This window comes from Stenotrophomonas sp. BR163, from assembly GCF_047520985.2.
Lineage (GTDB): Bacteria > Pseudomonadota > Gammaproteobacteria > Xanthomonadales > Xanthomonadaceae > Stenotrophomonas > Stenotrophomonas sepilia.
In genome coordinates this window covers 104665-119515 of the sequence record NZ_JAXBRE020000011.1, presented here as the reverse complement: position 1 = coordinate 119515, position 14851 = coordinate 104665, and the positions used below count along the sequence as shown (strand labels likewise).

16 protein-coding genes and 1 pseudogene are annotated in these 14851 nt (G+C 66.6%); 4 read left to right on the top strand and 13 right to left on the bottom strand.

The genetic code is table 11. From position 1 onward, the window contains the following. Positions 1-134: 134 nt before the first annotated feature. Positions 135-737 (top strand): TetR/AcrR family transcriptional regulator, encoded by a 603-nt coding sequence (locus tag ACM0PY_RS11530; protein ID WP_134972681.1) that lies wholly within the window; start codon positions 135-137, stop codon positions 735-737. A gap of 36 nt (positions 738-773) precedes the next feature. Then, on the top strand, positions 774-1862 hold the full coding sequence (locus tag ACM0PY_RS11525; RefSeq protein WP_134972686.1) for a DNA glycosylase AlkZ-like family protein: 1089 nt from the start codon (positions 774-776) through the stop codon (positions 1860-1862). A gap of 248 nt (positions 1863-2110) precedes the next feature. On the opposite strand, the gene ACM0PY_RS11520 is transcribed toward ACM0PY_RS11525, so the two are convergent. The 4 genes and pseudogenes from ACM0PY_RS11520 to ACM0PY_RS11505 all read right to left on the bottom strand — a co-directional run. Next, positions 2111-2704 (bottom strand): mechanosensitive ion channel domain-containing protein, encoded by a 594-nt coding sequence (locus ACM0PY_RS11520; RefSeq protein WP_180884319.1) that lies wholly within the window; start codon positions 2702-2704, stop codon positions 2111-2113. 6 nt (positions 2705-2710) lie between these two features. Continuing rightward, entirely contained in the window at positions 2711-3577 is an 867-nt protein-coding gene (locus ACM0PY_RS11515; protein WP_180884320.1) for a glucose 1-dehydrogenase, read from the bottom strand. A gap of 100 nt (positions 3578-3677) precedes the next feature. After that, positions 3678-3749, bottom strand: coding sequence for a hypothetical protein (locus tag ACM0PY_RS11510; protein ID WP_321573366.1), 72 nt, complete (start codon positions 3747-3749; stop codon positions 3678-3680). A 92-nt stretch (positions 3750-3841) separates the two neighbouring features. Further along, positions 3842-4060, bottom strand: a pseudogene (locus tag ACM0PY_RS11505) (sensory rhodopsin transducer); the annotation flags it as partial. 32 nt (positions 4061-4092) lie between these two features. Here ACM0PY_RS11505 and ACM0PY_RS11500 point away from each other — a divergent pair. Then, on the top strand, positions 4093-5106 hold the full coding sequence (locus ACM0PY_RS11500) for a TIGR03885 family FMN-dependent LLM class oxidoreductase (protein WP_235646771.1): 1014 nt from the start codon (positions 4093-4095) through the stop codon (positions 5104-5106). On the opposite strand, the gene ACM0PY_RS11495 is transcribed toward ACM0PY_RS11500, so the two are convergent. Next, complete coding sequence (locus tag ACM0PY_RS11495) at positions 5076-6662, bottom strand: alpha-amylase family glycosyl hydrolase (RefSeq protein WP_180884322.1); 1587 nt, start codon at positions 6660-6662, stop codon at positions 5076-5078. The genes ACM0PY_RS11500 and ACM0PY_RS11495 overlap by 31 nt on opposite strands. Before the next feature lie 160 nt (positions 6663-6822). On the opposite strand from ACM0PY_RS11495, the gene xth reads away from it, so the two are divergent. Further along, positions 6823-7614: an exodeoxyribonuclease III gene (gene xth, locus ACM0PY_RS11490; protein WP_180884324.1), complete on the top strand. Its 792-nt coding sequence runs from the start codon at positions 6823-6825 to the stop codon at positions 7612-7614. On the opposite strand, the gene ACM0PY_RS11485 is transcribed toward xth, so the two are convergent. The 8 genes from ACM0PY_RS11485 to ACM0PY_RS11450 form a co-directional block, all read right to left on the bottom strand. Further along, positions 7615-9333 carry a sensor domain-containing diguanylate cyclase gene (locus ACM0PY_RS11485; RefSeq protein WP_180884325.1) on the bottom strand — a complete coding sequence of 573 codons (1719 nt, stop codon included), beginning with the start codon at positions 9331-9333 and terminating at the stop codon, positions 7615-7617. A gap of 120 nt (positions 9334-9453) precedes the next feature. Further along, positions 9454-9648: a hypothetical protein gene (locus ACM0PY_RS11480; protein ID WP_134970816.1), complete on the bottom strand. Its 195-nt coding sequence runs from the start codon at positions 9646-9648 to the stop codon at positions 9454-9456. Next, the gene (locus tag ACM0PY_RS11475; RefSeq protein WP_134970814.1) at positions 9648-10283 is read right to left on the bottom strand and encodes a DNA-3-methyladenine glycosylase; all 636 of its coding nucleotides are present in this window, start codon (positions 10281-10283) and stop codon (positions 9648-9650) included. The genes ACM0PY_RS11480 and ACM0PY_RS11475 overlap by 1 nt, the downstream gene beginning before the upstream one ends. Before the next feature lie 72 nt (positions 10284-10355). After that, positions 10356-11315, bottom strand: a complete 960-nt coding sequence (locus ACM0PY_RS11470) for a cation diffusion facilitator family transporter (RefSeq protein ID WP_134970812.1) — start codon at positions 11313-11315, stop codon at positions 10356-10358. Positions 11316-11384: 69 nt separating this feature from the next. Next, entirely contained in the window at positions 11385-11969 is a 585-nt protein-coding gene (locus ACM0PY_RS11465; RefSeq protein WP_180884327.1) for an AprI/Inh family metalloprotease inhibitor, read from the bottom strand. A 210-nt stretch (positions 11970-12179) separates the two neighbouring features. After that, positions 12180-12437, bottom strand: coding sequence for a hypothetical protein (locus tag ACM0PY_RS11460; RefSeq protein ID WP_134970808.1), 258 nt, complete (start codon positions 12435-12437; stop codon positions 12180-12182). After that, on the bottom strand, positions 12434-13786 hold the full coding sequence (locus tag ACM0PY_RS11455) for a TFIIB-type zinc ribbon-containing protein (RefSeq protein ID WP_180884328.1): 1353 nt from the start codon (positions 13784-13786) through the stop codon (positions 12434-12436). Before ACM0PY_RS11455 ends, ACM0PY_RS11460 begins: the two co-directional genes overlap by 4 nt. Positions 13787-13806: 20 nt before the next feature. Beyond that, positions 13807-14851: SPFH domain-containing protein (locus ACM0PY_RS11450; protein ID WP_495493258.1), on the bottom strand; the 1045-nt coding region annotated here is incomplete at its 5' end.

Here is a 14851-nt window from a genome sequence, read left to right as displayed (position 1 = left end):
GGGAAGTGAGCCTGGGGCTCGGTTCGGGCTGCGCGATGGTTGCGAACCAGACGCATTCCGAATTAGTTGAGTAAATTAAACTAAAGAGACCAAAGCGGACAAGAGGGTCCCTTTGCTGGCACCCTCGGCAGGGTATGAACACGCAACGCGAAACCAAGGTGCCGCCTCGCGGCCGTCCACCGACCATCACCCCCGAGCGCCTGGCCGACATCGGCATCCGCCTGGGTCTGCCCAACCTGAGCATGGCCAACGTGGCCGCCGAACTGGCGGTGACCCAGGCCGCGCTGTACAAGCGCGTGGCCAATTTGGAGGCGTTGAAGCGGCTGGTGGCGGAGGCAGTGTTCCGGCGCTGGCAGATCCCGCGCGCGTCGGCCGATGCGGCGGGCGGCCTGCAGGGCTATCTGATGGTGTTCGTGGAATCGTTGTGCGAGGTGGTGAAGGCGCATCCCGGGTTGCCGCCCTACCTGCTGCGGCGCACGGTGGCGACCGCGCCGATGCTGGAAAAGATTGCCTCGCACCAGGCGCACGTGGCCGAAGTGTTCGGCCTGCCGATGGACAAGGCACGCTGGCTGCTGGCCACAATCGCGTTCTACTGCATCGCCGGCGCCGACACCATCTACGCGATTGCGGATGACGAAGAGGGCCAGGTGATCACCGAGTTCAAGCAGGGCATGCGGGCACTGGTGATCGGGTCGTTGCAGTTGTTGGATGCGGAGGACGCGGACCGATCACCGTGATGCCATCCACGCATGGCGTGGATCTACAATGCGGCCATGCCTGCCACGCCCACCCTTGAAGACCTGCGCCGCTATGCGGTGGCGCGCACCCTGTTCAAGCCGACCACGCTGCTGACCGCGATCCGGAAGCTGGGCTTCGTGCAGGCCGACCCGATCCGGGCACCGGCACGCGCGCAGGACCTGACCCTGCGGCACCGGGTGAAGGACTACCGCGCAGGTGATCTTGAGCGCCGCTATGCGCGCCTGCCGGTGGAAGAGGACTGCCTGGTGAACTACGGCTTCCTGCCGCGCGAGCATCTGGCGCTGATGCACCCGCGCGTGTCCAAGCGCGAATGGGACGCCGAGACCCATCGCCGCGCCGCCGACGTGCTGGCGTTCGTGCGCGAGCGCGGCAGCGTGCACCCGCGCGAGGTGGACCAGGCGTTCGCGCATGGGCGGGTGACCAATTACTGGGGCGGCACCAGCAACGCAAGCACGCATCTGCTTGACGGCATGCACTACCGTGGCCTGCTGCGGGTGCAGCGGCGCGACAGTGGCACCCGCATCTATGCAGTGGCCGAGCACGCCGAGCCGGACGCCAGCGAGCAGGCGCAGGTTGAACGGGCCGCCGCCCTGATCGACCTGGTGGTGCGCAAGTACGCGCCGCTGCCGTCGGCCAGCCTGACCTATCTGGTGCGCCTGCTGGGCTATGGCGCTCCGCATCTGACCGAGCAGACCCGGCAGGCGCTGGCGTTGGCCAAGCAACAACTGGCCAGCTGCACGCTGGAGGGCACCACCTGGTACTGGCCGGCGGACGAGAACCCGCGCTCGCGCCGCCATGCACCGGACGAACAGGTGCGCCTGCTGGCGCCGTTCGACCCGGTGGTGTGGGACCGCCGCCGCTTCGAGCTGCTGTGGGGATGGGTGTACAAGTTCGAGGCCTACACGCCTGCACCGAAGCGCCAGTATGGCTACTACGCGCTGCCGGTGTTGTGGCATGACCAGGTGGTGGGCTGGGCCAATCTCAGCGTGCGCGACGGTGAGTTGGTATCGAGTGTGGGCTATGCCGGCAAGTCGCTGGCCCGCGACAAGGTGTTTGGTGGCGCGCTTGAAGACGAACTGCAGCGCATGGCGGAGTTCCTGTAGCGTCAAGCGGCGCATGGGTATCTATCTGGTGTCGCGTTGGTGTGTTCGTCTGTGATCGAGCTGGGCTTCGGCTGCTTCCCTGCACACAGTGCTGCACAGCTGGACCCTATCCAGGCACTGACGGCGGAATAGGGCCGCCCGCTATGCACCTGTAGAGCCGAGCCCGCGCTCGGCTGCTCACCGTTCAGGCCGCAGTGCACCTTGCGCTGCGTACGAGTAGCCGAGCATGGGCTCGGCTCTACAGCTACTCAGCGCACCTTGCCTTTGATTGGCACGCTTCCTGGCAGCTGGGAATAGCCGCCATCACCCCAGTGCCGGGTGATGCGCTGGAAGAACAAGGAGTTGGGCACGCGCAGCAGGCAACCGCGCGCGCCTTCGCCACGATCACTCAGCGTGGTGTAGATCAGGTTGATGTCAACCACCTGACCGCACAAGCCCGGCTTGTCCACGCTTTCCAGCACTTCGATGGTGTCATTGATGCGGAACGGGCGCGTGGCGACGATCAGGAACGAACAGAACAGGTTGGACAACACGCTCCATGCGGCGAAGAACGCCACCGCACCGACCGCCATGAACCCGGTCAGCGCGGTCCACAGCACCGAGCGCGACACGCCCAGTCGCTCCAGTATCAACAGCGCGGCCGCCAGATACAGTAGCAAGGCACCGCCGCGGCGCAGGCCCACATGAAGCTCTGGCGCCAGCCTGCCGCGCTGCCGGGCCTGCACCAGCAGCCACGCCAGCGCACGCACCATCATCCATGCGACGCCGAGGATGGCCAGCACCTCGGCCACCGGTACAACCACGGTCAGCCAGTCCTCGATCCAGGCGGGCAGTCCGGCCATGAGGGGTCACAGTGTTGCCGCGCCGCCGGAGATGGTCAGCAGCGCCCCGGAGGTGTAGCTGGCGCTGTCCGAAGCCAGCATCACATAGGCCGAGGCCAGCTCGGCCGGCTGTCCGGGGCGGCCGAACGGCGTCTGTGCGCCGAACTGTTCGACCTCTTGGGCGGCCATGCCTGCGGGAATGAACGGCGTCCAGATCGGGCCGGGCAGCACGGCATTGACGCGGATCTGATGTTCGGCCAGCAGGCCCGCCAGCCCCAGCGTCAGGTTGGCGACGGCGCCCTTGGTCGCGGAGTACGGAAGGATGTTCGGGGTCGGTCGCTTGGAATTGACCGATGCGGTGTTGATGATCGCACCACCACCGCGCAGGTGCGGTACGCACAGCCGGGTCAGATTGAACACGGCATGGACGTTGGTATCGAACGTCCGCTTCCAGTCATCCAGGGTGATGTCGTCGAAGCGCTCGTAGTAGCGCTGGTAGGCCGCGTTGTTCACCAGGATGTCGAGGCCGTCCAGTTCGCTGGCCACGCGGTCCACGAGCGATCGCGCCTGTGCCGGGTCACTGATGTCGCAGGGTACCAGCACGGCTTTGCGCCCGGCCTGTTCGATCTGCTGCTGCACATGGCGGGCGTCGTCCTGCTCGCCATCGAGGTATGCGATGGCAACGTCGGCGCCTTCGCGCGCGAAAGCGATCGCCACCGCCGCGCCGATACCGCTGTCACCGCCGGTGATCAGTGCCTTCTTGCCCTGCAGCAGGCCATGCCCGCGATAACTGTCCTCGCCGTGGTCCGGCCGGGGCTGCATCTGCGCAGTCTTGCCGGGGAAGGATTGCTGCTGGGCCGGGAAGGGCGGGCGTGGGTAGTCTGGCAGGGCCATCGTCACTCTCCGAAAGGAAACCGGTGCCAGTCTCCCTCCAGGCGGGTAAACGGCTGGAGGGCGCGGTGTCGTTGCAGCGTGGACGCCCGCGCGCGCGGCTTCACACTGGATGCGCGATGGTGGTCATGATGCTGTTGGCCGGTTGCCGTGAATCCAGCCGCGTGTGCTGCACGATGATCGGCTGGTCGGATTCGACGAGGGTGGGAAGCCCGTGCCGCGCGGCACAGGTGCCGGATCCTGCAGATCGTTGAAGCGCAGATGGCAGGTGCGCTGCGCCGGCACCGTGATCCGGTAGGGACCCACCGGATCGCGGTCCTCGAAGTAGAGGGTCAGGGTGACATGCGCGTCCTCGCTGCCGGCATTGAGCACACAGCAGGTTTCGTGACTCTGCATCTCCGGTGTCGGGCCGTTGGTCCAGGCTGGAATGTAGCCTTCGGCGATAGCCCAGCGTCGATGCCCGATGCAGGAAGTGTTCGTTTCCATGACGCCGTTTTAGCTGGAGGGGTGTTGCCATCGTGTCCAGTCCCCGCACGGAATCGGTGATGACCATCGGCTACCACGCATCGCATGAGCAGTTCCCGCCCGCCACCTTGCTGGGCCTGGCGCTGCGCGCCGAACAGGCGGGATTCGAGGCCCTGATGTGCTCGGACCATTTCCACCCGTGGACGACCGCACAAGGGCAGTCGGGCCACAGCTGGGTGTGGGCCGGCGCGCTGGCGGTGCAGAGCGCGTTGACCCTGGGCATGGTGACCTGCCCGATGCTGCGCCAGCACCCGGCCTTGGTGGCACAGGCAGCGGCGACGCTGGAGCAGCTGGCGCCGGGCCGGATCTGGCTGGCGCTGGGTACCGGCGAGGCCCTGAACGAGTGCATCACCGGCCAGCCGTGGCCAGCCAAGCGCGAGCGGCAGAAGGCACTGCGCGCTGCGGCCGAGGTGATGCGGCGGCTGTGGGGCGGCGAGCGCGTCGACCACAGCGGCGGCTTCCAGGTGCGCCAGGCGCGACTGTACAGCCGACCGGCCCTTCCCCTGCCGCTGCTGGGTGCAGCCGTCACCGAGGAAACCGCACGCTGGATGGGGGGCTGGGCCGATGGCCTGATCACCATCAGCCAGCCACTTGCGCAGTTGCGGCGTGTGGTGGCGGCGTTCGAGGACGGCGGTGGCAGGGGCAAGCCGATGTACCTGCAGGCCAAGCTCTCCTACGCGCGCGCCGAACAGGCGGCGTTGGACGGTGCGATGGAGCAGTGGAGCGCCAATGTGCTGCCACCGGAACTGGCCGAAGGCCTGGACCAGCCCGAGCAGTTCGAGGCACAGGCCCGGTCGGTCAGTGCCGAGGTGCTGCGCCAGCACGTGCATGTCTCGGCGGATCTTGGCCAGCACCGGGCCTGGCTGCAGGAACTGCAGTCACTGGGCTTCGATCGCATCTACCTGCACAACGTGAACCGCGAGCAGGACCGCTTCATCGATGATTTTGCCGAACACGTGCTGCCCGCCCTGCGCACTCAGGCGCCCTCGGCGGCTAGCCACGCGTAGCCGTGGCCCTGCAGGCAACAGCGGTTATCCTGCATGGTGGTGCCGTGGCCCACCAGCATACGCAGCGGGCCGTGCAGTGGCACCTCTACCTCAACCGGGTTGTCGCCGAAGTTGATCAGTGCAAGCGCCTGGCGGGGTGAATCGCCGTAGCGGAGCATCAGCAGCGCGGGTGAGGGTGGATCGAGCGTGTGTGGCCCCTGCTGCAGCACGGGATGGGCATTGCGTTGCTGCAGCAGCTCGCGCACACGCCGCAGCAGCGAGCCGGGCGTCGCGCGTTGCGCCTCGACATTCACCGTCCGGTAACCGTAAGCGCCGTCTGCCGGAGGCGCGCGCCACGCATGCCGTGGCTGATCGGTAAACCCCGCCCCTGGGCGATCGTGCCAGTGCATCGGCATCCGCACGGCGTTGCGCTCGGGCAGTTCCAGGCAGTCGCCGAGGCCGATTTCCTCGCCATACCGGATCACCGGCACCTGACCCAGCGACAGCAGTGCGGCCCAGGCCATGGCCTGCCACGCGGTGTCGCCGTCCAGCATGGGCGCCAGCCGGCGGCGGATGCCGCGGCGATAGATGCGCATGCCAGGTTCGGGCGCGAAGCACTCCATCACCGCTTCGCGTTCGTCAGGCCGCAGCTGCTCCAGGTCAAGCTCATCATTGTTGCGCAGCCAGGCGATGCGGGTGTGCGGCGGCGCCTGCGATCCGTATTCGGCCATGACCCGGGCCACTTCGCTGGCGTCGCCGCGCGCCAGGGCCAGGAAGAAATGATTGTTCAGATGGAAGTCGAGCAGGTGCGAAAGCCGCCGCCCCTGGCACAGGAAGTCACCGTAGCGGGACGCGCGGACATCCGCTTCGCCGATCAACGGCAGCCCTGGCTGCTGTGCGTCTGCCGTGGCGCGCACTTCCTCCAGCAGCCACAGCCCGTCGTCGCGCGGGTCCGCGTGGCGGGCGCGCTCGACCATGTACGGGACCGCATCCACGCGGAAGCCGGCCACGCCGCGCTGCATCCAGAACGTCATCACCCGCAGCAGTTCGTCGCGTACTGGCGCATGGGCCAGCTCCAGGTCTGGCTCGTGCCGGTAGAACATGTGCCGGTTGAACGCGCCGGCCTCGGCGTCCCATGTCCAGGCAGACGCCTCGATCGGCGGGAACATCGGCTGCAGGCCGTCGTCGGGCACGTGGTCGCTCCACAGGTACCAGCGGCGCCAGGCCGGGTCGCCGCGCTGCGCGGCGACGAACCATGGGTGGGCGCTGGCAGTGTGCTGCATCACCAGCTCGACGATGATGCCCATACCGCGTGCGTCGGCAGCATCGACCAGGCGCTGGAACGCGGTCTGGTCGCCCAGGCGTGGATCGATGCGGTAGTGATCGGTGACATCGTAGCCACCGTCACGGCCGGCGTTGCAGTAGAACGGCAGCAGCCACACATGGCTGATGCCGAGCCACTGCAGGTAGTCCAGCTTTTCGGTGATGCCATCCAGGGTGCCCCAGCCGCGCCCATTGCTGTCGCGGAACAGGTAGGGGTCGACCTGGTAGATCGCGCGCAGCGGGCGCACCGCCATGGGGCTTCTCCGTCACTGGTCACGGGTGACCAGCCTGCTGTCGCCCGTGGCAGCGGTTCGTGAAACGGATGGCACCCTGTCGTGACATGGCATCCACGGACTCTGCATGCGCGGGCGCGCACAGTGAACGCTCATTCCCGGCGCCGAGGAGACTTCCTGCATGGCCCGACGCAAGACGCTTCGCATTGCCACGTTCAACGTCAACGGCATCGGCACACGCTTGCCGCAGCTGTTGGACTGGCTGCACAGGGAATCGCCGGATGTGGTTGCCCTGCAGGAACTGAAGGCGACCGACGCCGCGTTTCCGGCTTCAGTATTGGAAGAGGCGGGCTACGGCGCGCTCTGGCAGGGCGAGGCGCGGTGGAACGGCGTGGCGCTGCTGGCACGAGGGACCACGCCTGTCGAGAGCCGCCGCCGATTGCCGGGCGAGCCCAAGGACACCCAGAGCCGCTACCTGGAGGCGGCGGCGCACGGGGTCATCGTGGGTGCCCTCTACCTGCCCAACGGCAACCCGCAGCCCGGGCCCAGGTTCGACTACAAGCTGCGCTGGATGGAGCGCCTGATCCGGCATGCGCGCAGCTTGGTCGAGCTGCCGCATCCGGCGCTGCTGCTGGGTGATTTCAACGTGATTCCCACCGAAGCCGACGTCTACGACCCCAAGGCCTGGCGCCGCGATGCGCTGTTCCAGCCGGAGGTGCGCGAGGCCTTCGAACGACTGCTGGCGCAGGGCTGGACCGATGCGGTGCGGAAGGTGCACGGCGACGCCACGATCTACACCTTCTGGGATTATTTCCGCCAGCATGCCGAGCGCGACCGTGGGTTGCGCATCGATCATCTGCTGTTGAACCCCGTACTGGCGTCGCGACTGAAGGACGCTGGCGTCGACCGCTGGGTACGCCTACAGGAAAAGGCCAGCGACCACGCGCCGACCTGGGTGACGGTAAGCGCGTGATCAACGGGCGGCTGGGTCCTCGCGTCGCTCGCGGCGTACCCGTGCGCGGGTGCGATACAGACGGCTGTCCGCTTTCTGGATGGTGTCGGCCACCGGCTCGCCGGGCGTGTTGATGGCCGCACCCATCGAGAACGCGCTGGGCGAGAGCGAGGCGTGGTCCTGGTACCAATGCTCCAGTTCGCTCAACCGGCCGTCCGCAGGCGCGACCAGTACCACCATGAATTCGTCGCCGCCCAGACGCACCACCGTCTCCTCCTTGCCCAGCGGCGAGCGCAGGAAGGTGGCGAACTCGACCAGCACGGCGTCGCCACGCCGGTGGCCTTGGGTGTCGTTGATGTGCTTGAAGTGGTCCAGGTCGAACATCACGCAGGCCCAGCGCTCGTCAATCAGTTCATCCAGCCGGTGCAGGTAGCGCCGGTTGTAGCACTGGGTGAGCGGATCCTTGAAGGACATTTCGCGCAGCTGCTGCTCCTGCATCCGCAGCGCGGTGACGTCCTGTGCATGTCCCAGCACGTAGGGTGGGCTGGCCTCGCTGTCGAGCACGTTGTGGTACGCCCAGTAGTGGCGCATACCGTCGGCGGCAATCAGCTCGATCACGCCAGCGTCGGTGTGATTTGCCCGGATCCGAGCGAGGTAGGCCTTGAAGCCCTCGCGTTTTTCCGGCGGCATCAGGTCACACAGGCTGCGCCCGATCATCTGGCTTTCCTCGAAGCCCAGCGACTGCACCGCCGCGGGATTCACCGAGGTCAATGTGCCGTCCAGCGTGTGGGTGCAGATCAGGCCCAGACTGTAGTGGAACAGTCGCCGGTAGCGGGTTTCGCTCGCTTCCAGCGCGTCCAGCGCGGCTCGTTCGTCCGTGATGTCCTGGATCGCCCCGACCAGGCGCGGATGCCCGTCGACCTGTTGCCGGCTGCCGACCACCCGGGTCCAGATCGCGCGCCCGTCGGCGGTGGTCATTGGCAGCTGCACCTCCCAGGACGTGCCTTCGTCGATGCAACGCTGCACTGCTGCCCGGATGATGTTGCGACTGTCTTCGCGATAGAACGACAGCGCGGTGTCGAGCGTCGGTTCAAAATTGCTGCGCACGCCGTGCAACTGCTTGGTTTCGCGCGTCCAGCGCACTTCGTTGGTCACCAGATCCATCTCCCAGCCGCCCACCCGCGCGGCGCGGTTGGTGCGCTCCAGGAAGTCTTCGCTGCGTTTCAGCTCACGATGCAGCGCTTTGGCCTGACCCACCTGCGCCATCAGCGTGCTGCGCTGCTCCAGCACCTGGGTGGTTACGCGGGCAAGGTGCACCATCAGCTCGCGCTGGGACGGAGACAGCACGCCGGGCATCGGATCGAGCAGGCACAATGTACCGATGCGTGCGCCGTGCGCGGAGCCCAGAGGGATGCCAGCGTAGTGACGGATGCGCGGCCCACCCGTCACCAGGGGGTTGGTGGAGAAACGTGGGTCCTGACGCGCATCGGGTATCTCGAACAGCTCGTCCTGGCGTATGGCATGGGTGCAGAAGGAAATTTCGCGGGCCGTTTCGCGGACGCCCTCAAGGCCGATGTTGGCCTTGAACCACTGGCGGTCTTCGGCCACCACGCTGATCAGGCCCATGGTCATGCCGGTTGCGGCGCGGGCGGCGGCGACGATGGCATCGAACACCGGCTCCGGCGGCGTATCCAACAGGTGCAGTCGTTCGATTTCGAGCAGTCGTTCGGCTTCGTCCATGGCGCTTTTCAGGGCTGGGTGGCGAGGGCGGTTGCGGCGGCTGTCTGGGACTAAGGTAGTAGGTGCGGCGTTATGTATCGCCATTGCTGGGTGATGCCGACGTGAGCTGGGTGCGCCGGTTCAGTGCTCGCGCAGCGACGCCTGCAATGCGGTTGCCAGCGCCGCGTCCCCGGACACCAGATCCTGCCAGCGCAACGCAATGCCCTTGCGTCGCCCCTTCTCCGCCAGCTTCAGGCCTTCAGGGTCCACAGTCAGGGTGTAGGGCTTGCCATCGATCTCCAGTTCGCGTCGCAACGGCTTGTCGAGAGGTGTCATCAACGTCTCCTTGCGGGGGCGGAGATGTGGCGTCGCCGCACCGATACGTGACGGTGGTCACGGACGTGCCATCGCCAGGGGAAATCGACGGCGCGCGTGATGCCGATCCGTGGACCAACTTCCGGGTCGGACGGAGGCGGGGTGCCATCGCTGGCGATCACGATGCCATGGCTGCCTGTCACCAGATCGGCGCCGTCGAAGCTGCGGTCCAACCCGAATGCCTGCGAGAGCTTGCCGGGGCCGCTGGCCAGATCGTGGTCCCGGCGCGCGGCGGGGCGCAGCTCGTGCATGCGCTCCAGGCCCGCCAGCGGCTCGACGGCCCGCAGCAGCACCGCCACGCCTTCACCGACCTCTCCGCAGACCACGTTGCTGCCCCAGTGCATGCCGTACGTGAAGTAGACATAGAGGTGGCCGGCCTCACCGAACATGCTGGCCGTGCGCGGCGTTGGCCCGCGATAGGAGTGCGCGGCGGGATCGTCGCTGCCGGCATAGGCTTCAACCTCGACGATGCGGCCAGCGCGACCATCGTCTCGCACCAGCAGCTTGTTGAGCAGCTCCGGCGCAACGTCGGTCGATGGACGCCGGTAGAAGCGGCGCGGCAGGATCTGCAGGGAGGCGGGCAACCAGTCCGGCACGGTGGTGGCAGGCTCGGGAGAAAGACTGTGGCACTGTGGCATCGATCAGGTGAAACGGGCGCAGACGCCGGGTCATTGCGGCGCAGGCGGTGCGGCCAATGCAGCGCGCCGGGCGGCATACACCTCCGGCGTCTGCGGCTTGATGAACAGTGCCACCAGCTCCGGATACTCGCGCTTCACCGCCGTCTCGATGCGGGTGATGCAGGCTTCGATCTGCGGGGTCCGCCGGTCATCCTCGAACTCGGCGCTGAGCATGGCCACCACCTGTTCCGGCCCCATCTGCATGGTGGTCACCCCGTTGGCGCGGCGCAGATCCGGATCGGTTTCGGCCACCGCCATGATCCGCTCGGCCACTGCGGGATGGGCAGGTTCTCCGACCAGCAGGCCCTTGGTCTCACGGGCCAGGAGGAAGGCGGTGGCGGCCAGCACGCCGGCGATGCACAGCGACGCAACGCCATCAAGCACCGGCATGTCCAGCACCTGCGCGGCCACCAGGCCGATCAGTGCGAAGCCCAGCCCGAGCAACGCAGCGCTGTCTTCCAGCAGTACGGTGAAGGTGGAAGGATCCTTGCTGCGGCGGAAGGCTTCGAAGTAGCCAAGTTTGCCTTTGGTACGCCGGAACTCGCGCAGCGCCACCCACCAGGAGCCACCCTCGAACAGGATGGAGATGCCCAGCACGCTGTAGCTCAACGCATGGTTGGTGGCCGGCTCCGGCCTGCGGATGTGCTGGATGCCCTCGTAGGCCGAAACGCCGGCACCGGCCGCGAACACCAGCAGGGCGACGATGAAGCTCCAGAAGTACAGCTCGCGGCCATAGCCGAACGGATGCAGGGAATCCGGCGCCTTGCTGGCACGGCGCAGCCCGTACAGCAGCAGAAGTTCATTCAATGTGTCGACCAGCGAATGCACGCCTTCGCTGAGCATGGCCGAGCTGCCGGAGATGCCGGCTGCGACGAACTTTGCAATGGCAATGGCGAGGTTGCCGGCGAGTGCGGCATAGATGACGAGACGGGAGCCGGAGGGAGCGGACATGTCAGCTGCGGGGTGGGGCGGATGCCTGATATTCCCGATCAGCGCGTGCCTGCTGCGTGCACGGTGCGATCAGCTCCCCTTGGGATTGAGATACAAGCGCGCACCATCCGATTCACGGTACCCCGTCCAGCGTCCGCCGCCCGACGCGCGGAAGCGCCCGAATACGGTGTTGCTGGTGTCTGTCAGCAGCAGCTGGTTGCCCGACAGCACCCAGCGGTTGGCCGAGAAGAAGCCGTCCGGGCAGCCAGCAGGCACGTAGGCGCTGTAGCCACCGAACCACTCACTGTTCTTCAGCTCAATGGTGCAGGTGTTGCCGTTCTCCTGGCCCAGTGTCCAGCTGCCGAACAGATCGTTGTCGCGCACATCGCGGCCGCCACGGTGGCGGTCATGGCTCCAGTCGTCGTTGTCGTCGTGGAAACCGAAGCCCACGTCGATCTCTTTGCTTTCGCTGCGTGACTCGGACTGCGAGCTGCCACTGGTGGTGGTCTGGGTGGTCACCGAGCCACTGGTCCGGGTCTCTGTGCTGCTCGATTGGGTGGTCTGGTCGGTGCGGGTGGTCTGTTCGCCGAAGCCGGACGAGGCGTCCTGGGCGAGGGCGGGCAGGGCCAGGAAGTACAGCGCCGACAGGCAGCTACGGGCAAGCAGGGCAGCCATCGCAGGATCCTCGGAAGGGTGGATCGCGCGAGTATCGAACCGGTGGGGTGGGAGACGGTGTGAGGGCGCGCCCTGAGGCAAGCCAGCCAAGAACAGGTGCTGTCCGCTGAAGAGTCGTGCCGGCCGCTGGCCGGCTCCCCTTTGACGCCCAGATACCGAAGGGATGCCGGCCATCGGCCGGCATGACCCGCAGCCAGGCATGGCCTGGCGCTACGGGTCCGGCTTCACCCTTGCCACCCGTTTCCGGTACTCATACACATTGTCACCGCGGATGCGCTTTTCCTCGGTGCCGGTGACCCGGCCGACCTGCTGGTCCGAGCCGGTGACCGGTTTGGCCTCGATCTCGGTCTCGTGTTCGAAGGAGTGCGATTTGTCGGTGTTGCGGTAATAGCGGTACAGCGCCCAGTACAGCGCGGTTGCGCCGGCCGGACCTGCCGCCAACAGCCAGAGGCCACTGTCGTCGCTCATGTCGATGCCACCAGGAAGGCAATTGCGAGGGCTTCAATGACGGTGCCGGTGGCCAGGGCCGCCAGCAGCATCTTCCATTGCTGCACGGGCACACTGCCCATGGTTTCGCCGGTACGGCCGTTCACTGCGATGTAGTGCAACATGCCGCCGTTCTTTCCGGGCTGGTGATACGAGTACAACCACACCGGCAGGTACATCGACACCCAGCGCGTTCCATGCACCTCCAGCTGCTCCTGTTCCCAACGCACGCCACGGTTGTAGCGCCTCACGGAACCTTCCACCTGCGCGCGGGCGATCGACAGCAGCTGGTCTTCCAGCCGCGGCCGCAGCTTCTCCACGTCGAGGTTGCGCTTCTCGGAGGTGAAGCCAGCCAGGTATGAGGCGTTCCATTTCACCGCGTTCTTGGTATCGAACGGCAGGATGGTGTTGATGATGTTGTTGGTGTTGGCGCGGGTATCGAGATTCCCGCGCTCGGCCGAGGATTCAAGGGGCAGGTCATCAACCGTGAAATCCACCTGGCGTTCGACCTGGTAGACATCGGCGTCGTACAGGGTGCGCTTGTTCTTCTCGGTGCCGACCGTGTATTGCCGGGTCTGGATCTCGCCCTTGCCGGCCACGGCCGCGCTGACGTTGCTGTCCACGATCATGTAGGGCAGGAACACACCCACCACGTTTTCCGGGGTGAACTGCTCCTTGAACGCCTTCAGCGCGAACATGCGGCGCTTGTCGACGAACTGGCGGATGCGCGCGACCGCATCGTCCTTCTTGATGTGGAAGGGCAGCACCGCGTCGGGCACCGCACCATTGCTGATCTGTTCGTTGACGCCGAAGACGTGGCGGCACCAGTGGCAGCGCGCCGTCATCGTACTCTCGGTATTGACCGTGACTTCAGCGCCGCACCCGGTGCATTTGAACGTCATCAGTGCCGAGGTGTCGGCGTCGATGTCACGCGCGCCGGAAGCGATGACCGTGCCGCGCAGCTGGTCGATGGCCTCGCCCAGCCCGAATTCCTCCTCGACCCGCACGCCATGCCATTCGTGACGGCAGTACAGGCAGACGAGAATGTCGGTGCCGGCCTTGGGCCGGATGTCGGTGGCGCCGCACTTCGGGCAGCGGTTGAGGCCGTCCTTCAGCTCGCTGGCCGAGGTATCGATGGCCACAGGATCGGGGGCTTCCACTTCATCGCGGATGGCCTGTGGCAGTTTCGAGGTGTCCAGCGGGAAGCTGCCGGGCAGGGGAGGGACGTCCTGCGGCGAACCGGGCCCATCCAACGACGCCGCCGGCAAGGGCGGCGGCGTCGCGGGCACGGATCCGGGCAGCGGCGGTGGGCCGTTTCTGGGATCGGACATGTGGGTTGTGCGTCCTGCTGTTACAGGCCCAGCGCCTTGGCTTTCAGGGCGTCATAGTCGCCCTGGGTGATCAGGCCCAGGTCCAGCATTTCCTTGGCCTTCTTCAGCTTGGCCACCGGATCGTCGGCAGCCGGCGTGACCGGCTGCTGCATGCCGCCGACACCGAACATGCCCGAGGCCATGCCGACACCGACCAGGCCGGCCGCACCGCCGTTCTCGCCGGCCGACTGGATGCCCTGGGCGACGCTCGCCTGCAGGTTGGAATTGCCGCGCGAGCCGGACAGCGCATCGGCGCGCTGCACGGTCTTCAGCAGTTCGCGGGTGTTGGCGTCGTACTCGATCGAGACAATGGCGGTCTTGACGATGGCCAGGCCGCGATCCGACTTCCACTGGTAGCCCTGCTCGACGGCGGCCGACAGGCTCTGTGCAAAGCCCAGCGAGTCCTGCTGCAGCCTGGTGATGCGGTTGCCCTTGCCCGGATCGTTCGTGTACAGGCTGAAAGCTGGCGCCAGCGAACCGACCACTTCATTGAACAGCTGGCTGGCGGCGGCGTTGTCCAGGTCGGTGAAGTCGAACACCTGGCCCGGCTGCAGGTAGCTGGCCGGCACGAAGTTCTTCACGAACAGGATCGGGTCGACGATCTTCAGCGTGTACGAGCCGCGCGTGACCGCGCCCACCTGGGTATTGAGGAAGCCGTCGTCCCAGTAGATTTCCGACTGGGTACCGAAGCGGTTGTCCGGCAGCTCCTTCAGCGAGACGAAATAGGCCGCCTGCTGCGAACCGGGCTGGCCGCCGAACTTGAAGCGTTCCCAGCTCTGCTTGATGAAGGTGCTGACCAGGCCGTCGCCGGCGAAGATCGACTGCGAGTTCAGATCGTCCGAACGCCACTCGTAGCCGCCCGGTTCGGCGACGAACGCGGTGATCGCGCCGTCCTGGAACAGCAGCAGGCCGTAGCCCTCCGGCACGATGATCTTCGAGCCGTTGCTGATGATGTTGGACGAGCCGCTGGTGTTGGAGCCGCGGCCGGCGTTGGGGGCGCGCGGCACCCCCGCGAACACGGCCGCC

Bases quoted from the DNA above. Each gene is read 5' to 3' on its own strand.
- ACM0PY_RS11530 (WP_134972681.1), top strand. From the start codon at position 135: ATGAACACGCAACGCGAAACCAAGGTGCCGCCTCGCGGCCGTCCACCG.
- ACM0PY_RS11525 (WP_134972686.1), top strand. From the start codon at position 774: ATGCCTGCCACGCCCACCCTTGAAGACCTGCGCCGCTATGCGGTGGCG.
- ACM0PY_RS11520 (WP_180884319.1), bottom strand. From the start codon at position 2,704: ATGGCCGGACTGCCCGCCTGGATCGAGGACTGGCTGACCGTGGTTGTA.
- ACM0PY_RS11515 (WP_180884320.1), bottom strand. From the start codon at position 3,577: ATGGCCCTGCCAGACTACCCACGCCCGCCCTTCCCGGCCCAGCAGCAA.
- ACM0PY_RS11495 (WP_180884322.1), bottom strand. From the start codon at position 6,662: ATGGCGGTGCGCCCGCTGCGCGCGATCTACCAGGTCGACCCCTACCTG.
- xth (WP_180884324.1), top strand. From the start codon at position 6,823: ATGGCCCGACGCAAGACGCTTCGCATTGCCACGTTCAACGTCAACGGC.
- ACM0PY_RS11485 (WP_180884325.1), bottom strand. From the start codon at position 9,333: ATGGACGAAGCCGAACGACTGCTCGAAATCGAACGACTGCACCTGTTG.
- ACM0PY_RS11480 (WP_134970816.1), bottom strand. From the start codon at position 9,648: ATGACACCTCTCGACAAGCCGTTGCGACGCGAACTGGAGATCGATGGC.
- ACM0PY_RS11470 (WP_134970812.1), bottom strand. From the start codon at position 11,315: ATGTCCGCTCCCTCCGGCTCCCGTCTCGTCATCTATGCCGCACTCGCC.
- ACM0PY_RS11465 (WP_180884327.1), bottom strand. From the start codon at position 11,969: ATGGCTGCCCTGCTTGCCCGTAGCTGCCTGTCGGCGCTGTACTTCCTG.
- ACM0PY_RS11460 (WP_134970808.1), bottom strand. From the start codon at position 12,437: ATGAGCGACGACAGTGGCCTCTGGCTGTTGGCGGCAGGTCCGGCCGGC.
- ACM0PY_RS11455 (WP_180884328.1), bottom strand. From the start codon at position 13,786: ATGTCCGATCCCAGAAACGGCCCACCGCCGCTGCCCGGATCCGTGCCC.